The sequence below is a fragment of the Streptomyces sp. NPDC055078 genome (assembly GCF_053607985.1).
Window position 1 is genome coordinate 1 of the sequence record NZ_JBSGUP010000300.1, and the last position, 9,718, is coordinate 9,718.

At 71.2% G+C, this 9,718-nt stretch carries 9 protein-coding genes; 2 read left to right on the forward strand and 7 right to left on the reverse strand.

Annotated features, from left to right (window positions below; all coding sequences use genetic code 11):
- The first annotated feature begins 623 nt into the window (after positions 1-623).
- Positions 624-1,619, forward strand: a complete 996-nt coding sequence (trpS, locus tag ACWF94_RS23440; RefSeq protein ID WP_453491712.1) for a tryptophan--tRNA ligase — start codon at positions 624-626, stop codon at positions 1,617-1,619.
- A gap of 100 nt (positions 1,620-1,719) precedes the next feature.
- Here trpS and proC read toward each other — a convergent pair whose 3' ends face one another.
- From proC to ACWF94_RS23475, 7 genes are all read right to left on the reverse strand, one after another.
- Positions 1,720-2,529 (reverse strand): pyrroline-5-carboxylate reductase, encoded by an 810-nt coding sequence (gene proC, locus ACWF94_RS23445; protein WP_453491714.1) that lies wholly within the window; start codon positions 2,527-2,529, stop codon positions 1,720-1,722.
- A 163-nt stretch (positions 2,530-2,692) separates the two neighbouring features.
- The gene (locus ACWF94_RS23450) at positions 2,693-3,430 is read right to left on the reverse strand and encodes an ABC transporter permease (protein ID WP_453491717.1); all 738 of its coding nucleotides are present in this window, start codon (positions 3,428-3,430) and stop codon (positions 2,693-2,695) included.
- Positions 3,427-4,260 (reverse strand): ABC transporter ATP-binding protein, encoded by an 834-nt coding sequence (locus ACWF94_RS23455; protein ID WP_453491720.1) that lies wholly within the window; start codon positions 4,258-4,260, stop codon positions 3,427-3,429. The genes ACWF94_RS23450 and ACWF94_RS23455 overlap by 4 nt, the downstream gene beginning before the upstream one ends.
- A 258-nt stretch (positions 4,261-4,518) precedes the next feature.
- Complete coding sequence (gene sigJ, locus ACWF94_RS23460) at positions 4,519-5,394, reverse strand: RNA polymerase sigma factor SigJ (RefSeq protein WP_453491723.1); 876 nt, start codon at positions 5,392-5,394, stop codon at positions 4,519-4,521.
- Between the two features lie 65 nt (positions 5,395-5,459).
- Positions 5,460-6,221, reverse strand: coding sequence for a class I SAM-dependent methyltransferase (locus ACWF94_RS23465; RefSeq protein ID WP_453491726.1), 762 nt, complete (start codon positions 6,219-6,221; stop codon positions 5,460-5,462).
- A 25-nt stretch (positions 6,222-6,246) separates the two neighbouring features.
- Positions 6,247-6,780 (reverse strand): hypothetical protein, encoded by a 534-nt coding sequence (locus tag ACWF94_RS23470; protein WP_453491730.1) that lies wholly within the window; start codon positions 6,778-6,780, stop codon positions 6,247-6,249.
- A gap of 96 nt (positions 6,781-6,876) precedes the next feature.
- Positions 6,877-7,296: an SH3 domain-containing protein gene (locus tag ACWF94_RS23475; RefSeq protein WP_453491732.1), complete on the reverse strand. Its 420-nt coding sequence runs from the start codon at positions 7,294-7,296 to the stop codon at positions 6,877-6,879.
- 136 nt (positions 7,297-7,432) lie between these two features.
- On the opposite strand from ACWF94_RS23475, the gene ACWF94_RS23480 reads away from it, so the two are divergent.
- On the forward strand, positions 7,433-9,607 hold the full coding sequence (locus tag ACWF94_RS23480; RefSeq protein WP_453491735.1) for a protein kinase domain-containing protein: 2,175 nt from the start codon (positions 7,433-7,435) through the stop codon (positions 9,605-9,607).
- Positions 9,608-9,718 lie beyond the last annotated feature (111 nt).

A 9,718-nucleotide genomic window follows, 5' to 3' on the forward strand; every position in this document is an offset into this window, starting at 1 on the left:
CAAATCATTCCGGCAGACGGGGTATCAACATATCTGGCGTTGACTTTTGGCACGCTGTTGAGTTCTCAAGGAACGAACACTTCCATCGAACCTGTATCACCAGGCCCTCCGGGCGCTTCCCTTCCGGTCTTGCATCTCCGACTCTACCAGAACCTTTCGGCCCTGATTCCCGGTCGAAATCGGGTTGCCATTCCGGCCGTTGAGCCGTTCCGACGAGTGAGACTTTAGCGGAGTCATTACCCCCGACGCCAATCGGGGGTGCGGTCTTTCGAACGCGGATTCCTCATTTCCGCAAAAGTGCACCAAAAAACGCGCGACACGACGTCGCTCGTTCTCAGTAGGTCTTGCGGAATGGCTGCCCGGGGACCAACCGGAGTCGGCGCTCACGTCGGGCAACTCGGAGAACACTACGGAGCGGGGGTATCCACTGTCAACTTGGGGCTCGATCCCGTACTCTCTCGCGCATGACTGTGCGTACGTGCTTCCTTCAGTGGTGGGCCGCCTGACGGCGGCCGGCACCTACGCATGCACTCAACGGCCGCCGCCTCGGCGGCCGTTTCCGTTTGTCTCTCCGGGATACGGGCCGCCGGGCGCGGTGGCTCCGATCAGGAGACGGAGAGGCGATGACGCGGATCTTCAGCGGAATCAAGCCCACGGGGCACGCGACGCTGGGCAACTATCTCGGGGCGCTGCGGCGCTGGGCCGAGGTCGATCAGTACGAGGCCGACGCGCTGTTCTGCGTGGTCGATCTGCACGCGCTGACGGTGGAGCACGATCCGGCGCGGGTTCGGCGGCTGACCAGGCAGGCGGCCACGGTGATGCTGGCTGCGGGGCTGGACCCGGAGCGGTGCACCGTATTCGTACAGAGTCAGGTGGATGAGCACGCGAGGCTGTCGTATCTGCTGGAGTGCGTGGCCACGGACGGCGAGCTGCGGCGCATGATCCAGTACAAGGAGAAGGGTGCGCGGGCGCGGGCTGCCGGGGAGAGCGTGCGGGTGTCGCTGCTGACGTACCCGGTGCTGATGGCGGCGGACATTCTGGCCTATGGGACGGATGAGGTTCCGGTGGGTGATGACCAGACGCAGCATGTGGAACTGACGCGGGATCTGGCGGTGCGGTTCAACCAGCGGTACGGGTACACGTTCACCGTGCCGAAGGCGACGCATCCGCCGGTGGCGGCGCGGGTCATGGATCTTCAGGATCCGACGTCGAAGATGGGGAAGTCCCATGCGTCGGGGGCGGGGATCGTCTATGTGCTCGATGACGCGGACCTCGTACGCAAGAAGATCATGCGGGCGGTCACGGACAGCGGGCGTGAGGTGGAGTACGACCCCGAGGGCCGGCCGGGGGTAGCCAATCTGCTGGAGATTCTCTCCGCCTGCACGGGTGGGAACCCGAGCGAGTTGGCGGGCGTTTACCAGTCGTACGGATCTTTGAAGCAGGACACGGCCGACGCGGTGGTGGAGGTGCTGCGGCCGGTGCGGGAGCGGCATGCGGAGCTGGCTGCGGACGGGGGTCGGATCGATGAGGTGCTGAGGGAGGGTGCCGAGCGGGCCAGGGGGATGGCCCGGCCGAGGGTGGATGCCGCCTATGGGGCGATCGGGCTGCTGCCCGGGTAGCGGAGGGCGGTGGGGTCCGTCCGTCTTCGTCCCGCTTCCTGGTCCCGCCTTCAGCCCCGTCTCTCTGTCCGTGGCGCCACGGACAGAGAGACAGGACCGGTCAGCCGTTGCCGGAGGCGAGTTCGCGGCTGCGGTCGCGGGCCGCTTCGAGGGCGGCGATCAGGGCGGCGCGTACGCCGTGGTTCTCCAGTTCGCGGATGGCGCTGATGGTGGTGCCGGCGGGGGAGGTGACAGCTTCGCGGAGCTTGACGGGGTGTTCGCCGCTGTCGCGGAGCATGACGGCGGCGCCGATGGCGGCCTGGACGATGAGGTCGTGGGCCTGGGCGCGAGGGATACCGAGGAGGATGCCCGCGTCGGTCATGGCCTCGACCAGGAAGTAGAAGTACGCCGGGCCCGAGCCGGACAGGGCGGTGGCCGCGTCCTGCTGGGACTCGGGGACCCGGAGGGTCTTGCCGACGCCGCCGAAGATCTCCTCGGTGTGCACGAGATGCTCGGCGGTGGCATGGCTGCCGCCGGAGATGACGGACATGCCCTCGTCGACCAGTACGGGCGTGTTGGGCATGACGCGGACGACGGGGGTGCCGGTGGTGAGGCGTTCCTCGATGAAGGAGGTGGGGATACCGGCCGCAGCGCTGATGACCAGGCGGTCGGCGGTGCTGTGGGGGGCGAGTTCATCGAGGAGCTTGCCCATGTCCTGGGGCTTGACGGCCAGGATGAGGGTGTCGGCGCGCTTGGCGGCCTCGGCGTTGGTGACCGGTTCGACGCCGTAGCGGGTGCGGAGTTCCTCGGCGCGGTCGGCGCGACGGGTGGTGACCAGCAGATCGTCGGGTCGCCAGCCGGCGCGGATCATGCCGCTGAGGAGTGCCTCGCCGATCTTGCCCGTGCCGAGGACTGCGACTGTCTGGGTCATGGCTCTGTTCACCTCGCCGGTGGGGGTACGTGCGCACATCCTCGCACCGGGGGCGCGGTGGTGCCGTGACGTCCAAGGGGCGGTACGGCGAGGTCACGCGGTGCGGCGGCGGGCCGGGGGTGCGACGCGGGGAGGGCTGGGAGGGGCGAGGAGTGCGGAGGGGTTAGGCGGTGCGGCGGCGGAGGGTGGCTGAGCCGAGGGCGAGGACCAGGACGACGCAGCCGGAGACGACGAGGACGTCCTGGACGAAGGTGCCCGTGGCGTCCGGGTGCCGCAGGACCTCGGTCATGGCGTCGACGGCGTAGGACATGGGCAGGGCGTTGGAGATGCTCTCCAGGACCGGCTGCATGTTCTCGCGGGCGGTGAAGAGGCCGCAGAGCAGCAGCTGGGGGAAGACCACCGCCGGCATGAACTGGACCGCCTGGAATTCGGAGGAGGCGAAGGCGGAGACGAAGAGGCCGAGTGCGGTGCCGAGCAGAGCGTCGAGGAGGGCGACCAGGAGGAGGAGCCAGGCGGAGCCGACGATGTCGAGGCCGAGGGCCCAGAGCGCCAGGCCGGTGGCGAGGACGGACTGGACGACCGCGACGAGGCCGAAGGCGAGGGCGTAGCCGGCGATGAGGTCGCCCTTGGCGATCGGCATGGCGAGGAGCCGTTCCAGGGTGCCGGAGGTGCGCTCGCGCAGGGTGGCGATGGAGGTGACCAGGAACATCGTGATCAGGGGGAAGACGCCGAGGAGGGAGGCGCCGATGGAGTCGAAGGTTCCGGGGCTGCCGTCGAACACATAGCGCAGCAGGAAGAGCATCACGCACGGGACCAGGATCATCAGCGCGATGGACCGGGGGTCGTGGCGCAGCTGGTGCAGGACGCGGGCGGCGGTGGCGAGGGTCCGGGCGGCGGTCATCGGGCGTTCTCCTGGGCGGAGGGGGTCGGCGATCCGGCCGGGGTGGTGTCGGTGGTGTCCGGGCCGGGTGGGCGGTGGGCCTGGGCGCCGGCCCGGTCGACGAGGTGGAGGAAGGCGGCCTCGACCGTGTCGGTGCGGGTGCGGGTGCGCAGGTCTTCGGGGGCGTCCTCGGCGAGGATCTCGCCCTCGCGCATCAGCAGGAGGCGGTGGCATCGCTCGGCCTCGTCCATGACATGGGAGGAGATGAGGAGTGTCGCGCCGCGTTCGGCGGCGATGCGGTGGAAGAGGTCCCACAGGTCGCGGCGCAGGACGGGGTCGAGGCCGACGGTGGGTTCGTCGAGTACGAGCAGTTCCGGGGTGCCGAGCAGGGCGACGGCGAGGGAGACGCGGCTGCGCTGGCCGCCGGAGAGCCGTCCGGCGAGGGCGTCCGCGTGGGAGGTGAGGTCCACATCGGCGATGGCCCGGGTGACGTGGTCGTGGCGGGTTTCGCGGTGGCGGCGGCCGGGGGCGAGGACCGCGGCGAAGTACTCCAGGTTCTGCCGGACGGTGAGGTCGTCGTAGACGGACGGCGCCTGGGTGACATAGCCGATACGGGCGCGGAGGGAGGCGTCGCCCGCGGGCTTGCCGAGGATGTCGAGGGTGCCGGTGACCTGGGCCTGGGTGCCGACGACGGCGCGCATCAGGGTGGATTTGCCGCAGCCGGAGGGGCCGAGCAGACCGGTGATCCGGCCTGGGGGCACGGTGAAGTCGATGCCGCGCAGGACGGTGCGGTCTCCCCGTACGACGGTGAGGTCGCGGGCGAGGACAGCGACCGCAGGAGAATTCATCATGTGATGAATAATGCTCCTGGAGGGGGGAGCAGTCAAGGGACAGGGGGATCGCGGGAGTGTCAGGCGTCGGCACCTCGGGAGAGCTGTCGGCCACCGGTTCGAGAGGGGTAGGAGAACGCCATGGAACCCCGGTGCCTGCGGAAGTCCGTACAGGCACCCGCGCCGGGAACGATGTCGTGCCGGGTCTGCCTGGTGGTGCCTGAGGTCGTCATGCGAGGGCCGGGGCCGCCGGGTGTGGCAGCGGTCCCGGCTCCGCGGTCAGTGCAGGGTGTCCGGATCGAGATGGGTCAGTTTCTCGGGGTTGAGGGCGACGTCGATCTCGGTGACGCGGCCCCGGTCGACGGTGAAGGCGTACACCGCGACCAGGCCGGTCGAGGGGTCGGCCAGGACCAGTCCGGGGGCCCCGTTCACCTCTCGCCGCACGAACCGGCTGCCGCGCTCGGCGAAGCCGTGCATCAGCCGCTCGACGAAACGGGTGACCTTCTCGTTGCCCAGGATCGGCAGGCGGGCCGCGCCGAACCTGCCGCCGCCGTCGGAGCGCCAGACGACCTCGGGGTCGAGGATCTCCAGCAGCCCGTCGAAGTCCCCGCCGGTCACCGCGGTGAGGAACGCCTCCACCACCCGGCGGTGCTCCTCCCGGTCCACCGAGCGGCGCGGGGCCTCGCTGCGGACGCGGCGGCGGGCGCGGGAGGCCAGCTGTCGTACGGAGTCGGGTGTACGGCCCACGACATCGGCGATCTCGGGGAACGGCACGGCGAAGACGTCGTGCAGGATGAAGGCGGTGCGTTCGGCGGGGGTGAGCCGTTCCAGCACGGTGAGCAGGGCGAAGCCGACGGACTCGTCGAGCGTCACCCGGTCCTCCGGACCGCCTTCGGTGACCACCGGCTCGGGCAGCCAGGGCCCGACGTAGGACTCACGGCGGGCGCGGGCCGAGGTCAGCTGGTCGTAGCAGATCCGGCTGACCACGGTCGCCAGATACGCCCGGGGGTCGTCGGCCTCGCCGTCCGGCAGCCCCTGCCACCGGAGCCATGCCTCCTGTACGGCGTCCTCGGCGTCCGCGACCGAACCGGTGATGCGGTACGCGATGCCCCACAGACGGCTGCGCTGCTTCTCGAACTCGGCCAGCTCGGCCATGCCTTCCGGCCCTTCTCCCGATGGGGGTGGTGTGTGCGGAGGGGTGACAAGACATTGCTCGGACGTCAGGACGGATTGGGCGGGCGGATCGTGACAGTCAGCTCCACCGTGTACTCCTCCTGGACGACTCCGTCGGGGAACACCTTCAGCAGTTCGGCCCGCTCCCGGTCCAGGAGATCCGCCGCGCGCTCCCTGCCGAGGGTCAGCAGAAGGGAGTGGCTGCCGAGGTTGTCGAGGTGGGTGGCGAGCGGGACGCGGCGGGTCCAGTGGACCGTGCGTTCGACGGGGTCCAGGTCGGCGGGCAGTCGGCGGGCGTGCCCCGGGGCGCCGTGGATGCTGTCGGAGGGCCCGGTGCGCAGGCGCCGCGCCTGGGCGGCGATCCAGGGCACGTCGGGGTCGGCGACGTTCCACCACAGGGCGAGCGCGCCGCCGGGCCGCAGGACCCGCAGGGCTTCGGGGACGGAGCGCCGGGGGTCCGTCCAGTGCCAGGACTGGGCGTAGGTGATGAGGTCGGCGCAGCCGTCGGCCAGCGGGAGCGCGTCGCCGATGCCCTGGACGAGCGAGACGTCGGGGAGGGTGCTGCGGAGTTGGCCGGCCATGCCGGGGCCCGGCTCCACGGCGACGACCCGGGCGCCGCGCGCGTGCAGCAGACGGGTGGCTATGCCGGTGCCCGCGCCGACGTCGACGACCCGGGAGCCCCGCAGCGGGCGGCCGGTCAGTTCCTGCACGACGTCAAACAGGCCGATGGGGTAGCCGGGGCGGGCGGCGTCGTACTGGGCGGCGGCGGTGTCGAAAGAGCGGGCGCGGCTCGCGTGCTGTGCGGTCATGCGGGTCATCCTCACCGGAATCCCGCTATGTGCGCTTCGTCTTTCGGCTCTTTCCCCTGCGGGCCGCCGGGTTGCCCGTGCGCGCGCTGCGGCGCTTCTCGTACTGGGCGCGGGCCGTGTCGTACTCCTCGCGGAGCAGTTTCTCCCCCGGTGCCTCGGCCAGCGAGCGGAGGAAGTACGCCAGAAGTACGCCGATGAAGCCGATGGCCCGCAGGCTGCGCAGGGCGTCCGGGGCCGTGGCCACGGCGGGGCGGCGGGTGTAGCCCTCCCAGGTCTTGCGGAAGGCGATCGCGCTGCACACCGCGAACATCACGATGGCCAGGGTGTTGACGAAGCCGCCGACCTCGGCGATCACCAAGCCGTCGTACGCGACCCGCAGGGCCAGACAGCCCACGGCCGCCGCCGCGAGCGAACCGGCGGCGACGCCGGCCCGGCGCAGCCCGTACCCCCCGTCGTGGTCGACCCAGGTCGTACCGAAGAAACGGATGGGCTCGGGGCGCGGGCCCGCGTCGCCGGCGTTGCTCTGGCTGGTGCTGTTCTGCTCGCTCACATCGCTCACGAGGTCGATTATCGCCGGGAGCGCTCCTTGATCAGGAGCACTGCTTGTACAGGAGGCTCGTCCGCAGGCTTGCCGGGCCGCTTGCCGGGCCGCTTGTCAGGAGCAGCGGACCGTCACATAACCGTCGCTGCCCGTCAGGACGTAGGCGTCGGAGACGAATTCGCCGCTGGCGATGTTGTCCCAGAGGTTGGTGGTGCCGTAGGGGCCGGCGATCCACTCCCCCGGCTGCTGGCAGTTGATCGGCACCCGGGCGCCGAGCGGCAGCACCCGGACGAGCCGGTAGCCGGTGCCGGGGCCGCTGCGAACGTTCAGCCGGTAGCCCGGGGCGACCGGGTAGCGCGTGGCCGCCGTGGCGATGGCGTCGGCGGATGCCTCGGTGGACGTCCCCGTGGATGACCCTGTGGATGCCTCGGCCGTCGCTCCGGCGGGCGCTCCCGTGGTCTCGGCGGGTGCTTCCGCAGCCGCTTCCGTGGCAGCCGCATCGATTATTTCCGGACGTGTTTTGTCAAGTGCCATCGATATCTCCCCCGTTGCTGTATGTGCGTATACGCACGGTACGCCGCGCACGGGCCGACAGGCCATCCCTTTCTCGCACGCACCATCGACTAGGCTCCGAAGGTCGAGTGTGCGCACGACACCACGGGGGTAGGGCATGCCACCGCTGCGCAACACCGGGCAGTCCCCGGAAGCGGAGCGTCCGGATTACGCCGGGCAGTATCGCCTTGAGGCATGTCTGGGCACGGGTGGCATGGGGGTGGTCCATCTGGCCACCTCTGCCTCGGGACTGCGGCTCGCGGTCAAGGTCATTCATGCCGAGCATGCGTCGGACCCCGAGTTCAGGGCACGTTTCCGCCAAGAGGTCACGGCGGCCCGGCGGGTCAGCGGAGCATTCACCGCGCCTGTCGTGGACGCCGACCCGGCGGCCGGGCGGCCCTGGATGGCCACGCTGTTCATCGAGGGGCCCACCCTCGCCGAACGGGTCAAGCGGAATCCGCTCGACCAGGAGGAACTACGCAAGGCGGGGGCCGGTCTCGCCGAGGCGCTGCGGGACATCCACCGGGTCGGCGTGGTACACCGCGATCTCAAACCGAGCAATGTGCTGCTGGCGTCCGACGGACCCAAGGTGATCGACTTCGGGATCTCCCGCCCCACGGACAGTGATCTGCGGACGGAGACGGGAAAACTGATCGGGACACCGCCGTTCATGGCACCCGAGCAGTTCCAGCGTCCGAGGGAGGTCGGGCCCGCGGCGGATGTGTTCGCGCTGGGTGCGGTGCTGGTGCACGCGGCGACCGGGCGGGGGCCGTTCGACTCGGACAGCCCGTACATCGTGGCGTATCAGGTCGTGCACAACGAGCCGGATCTCACCGGAGTGCCCGCCGATCTCGTACCACTGCTGCGGCGCTGTCTCGCGAAGGACCCGGACGAACGGCCCACCCCGTACGAGGTCATGGTCGCGCTGCGGGGGTCGACGCCCTCGTCCTCGTACGACACCCAGTACGACACCCAGGCATACATACCGGCGCCGCGCGCCCCGGATCCGCGCGAGCGCGTGGCGGGTGGGGCCGCCGAATCGGACAGGGCGGATGTGGCGGGCGGGGAGCCGCCCGCGCCCCGCAGCCGCCGGTGGGGGCGGTGGGTGGCCGCCGGGGCCGCGCTCGTGGCGCTGGTGACGGCCGGGGTGGTGGACGCGGCGGGCGACGGCGATCGGTCGGAGCGCCCGCGCGCCCTCCCGCCGGCCGCCCGCGCGGAGCCGGCGTTCCGCGAGTGGAGCGTGCCCCTGCGCGCCGGGGAATCGGAGAACCGTACGCCGGTGTGCGCGGCGGGGCCCGGACTCAGCGGGCTGTACTGCGCGGCCCCCGGTATCAAGGCCGCCCGGCTCTCCCCCGACGACGGACGCGTCCAGTGGTCGCTGCCGGCGTCCGGTGCGCCGAGGAGTGTCGACGGGGGCATGCCGCCGACGTACGCGGGCGGGCTGGTGCATGTCGCGACGCCGGGGTGGAAGCGGCTGGAGGCGCTCGACCCCACGACCGGGAAGGTGCGCTGGAGCACCGCGATCTCGTCGTACGCGACGGTGCGGCACATCGGTGGGGTGGTGCTCCTGGTGGGTGATACCGGCCGGATCCGGGCCCTCGACGCCGCGACCGGGCGCGAGCGGTGGGCCGGGCGGCACGGCGGAGTCGGTACGCAGTGGGTGGCCGCGCCCGGCCGGAGCGGGCCCGCCCTCGGTGCGACCCCGTCGGCGGACGGTACGTCCACGGTCGTCACCGCGGTCGACCCGGCGAGCGGTGCGCGGCTGTGGGAGAAGCGGCTCAAGGGGAACCTGCGGCCGGTGGGGGTGTCCGGAGGCGCGCTGTATCTCCTGTCCGACAACCTCGACGGGTTCACCGAGGCGATCGTACGGCTCGACACCGCACGCGCCACGCGGACCGTACGGCTGGTGCCGCTGGCGCTGCCGGTGGATCAGGCGCAGGCGGCGGTGAGCGGCGAGATCGTCTATCTGAGCGGGGCGGGGGGCGCGTTGCTGGCGATCGACACGGGGTCGGGGCGTTCGGGGCGTTCGGGGCTTCAGCGGTGGCGGCTGGAGACCGCCGTCACCCATCTGTCGCGGCCGGCGGTGGGTGCCCGCAAGGTGTATGTGATGGGCGGGGACGGGCGGTTGCTGATGGTGGATGTGCGGCGGGGGGTGCTGGTGGGGCAGACGGATCCGCGGATGGATGGGGGGCGGTATACGTACGCGGCGATGCTGCCGGAGCCGGTGGTGGGGAGGGGGCGGGTGTACGGGGCCGCGCCGAACGGGGAGGTCTTCGGCGTACCGGGCGGCTGACCCGGGCCCCGCACCCCGCTCCTCAAACGCCGGAGAGGCTGAATTTGCGCACCCGAGCGGCTGGATTTGCGCGGGCGTCCCCCGTCAGGCAGGCCCCGGGATGCGCGGGCC

Excerpts from the sequence above, each read along its gene's own strand:
- ACWF94_RS23455 (WP_453491720.1), bottom strand. The coding sequence starts at position 4,260 with ATGATGAATTCTCCTGCGGTCGCTGTCCTCGCCCGCGACCTCACCGTC.
- proC (WP_453491714.1), bottom strand. The coding sequence starts at position 2,529 with ATGACCCAGACAGTCGCAGTCCTCGGCACGGGCAAGATCGGCGAGGCA.
- ACWF94_RS23450 (WP_453491717.1), bottom strand. The coding sequence starts at position 3,430 with ATGACCGCCGCCCGGACCCTCGCCACCGCCGCCCGCGTCCTGCACCAG.
- sigJ (WP_453491723.1), bottom strand. The coding sequence starts at position 5,394 with ATGGCCGAGCTGGCCGAGTTCGAGAAGCAGCGCAGCCGTCTGTGGGGC.
- trpS (WP_453491712.1), top strand. The coding sequence starts at position 624 with ATGACGCGGATCTTCAGCGGAATCAAGCCCACGGGGCACGCGACGCTG.
- ACWF94_RS23480 (WP_453491735.1), top strand. The coding sequence starts at position 7,433 with ATGCCACCGCTGCGCAACACCGGGCAGTCCCCGGAAGCGGAGCGTCCG.
- ACWF94_RS23465 (WP_453491726.1), bottom strand. The coding sequence starts at position 6,221 with ATGACCGCACAGCACGCGAGCCGCGCCCGCTCTTTCGACACCGCCGCC.
- ACWF94_RS23475 (WP_453491732.1), bottom strand. The coding sequence starts at position 7,296 with ATGGCACTTGACAAAACACGTCCGGAAATAATCGATGCGGCTGCCACG.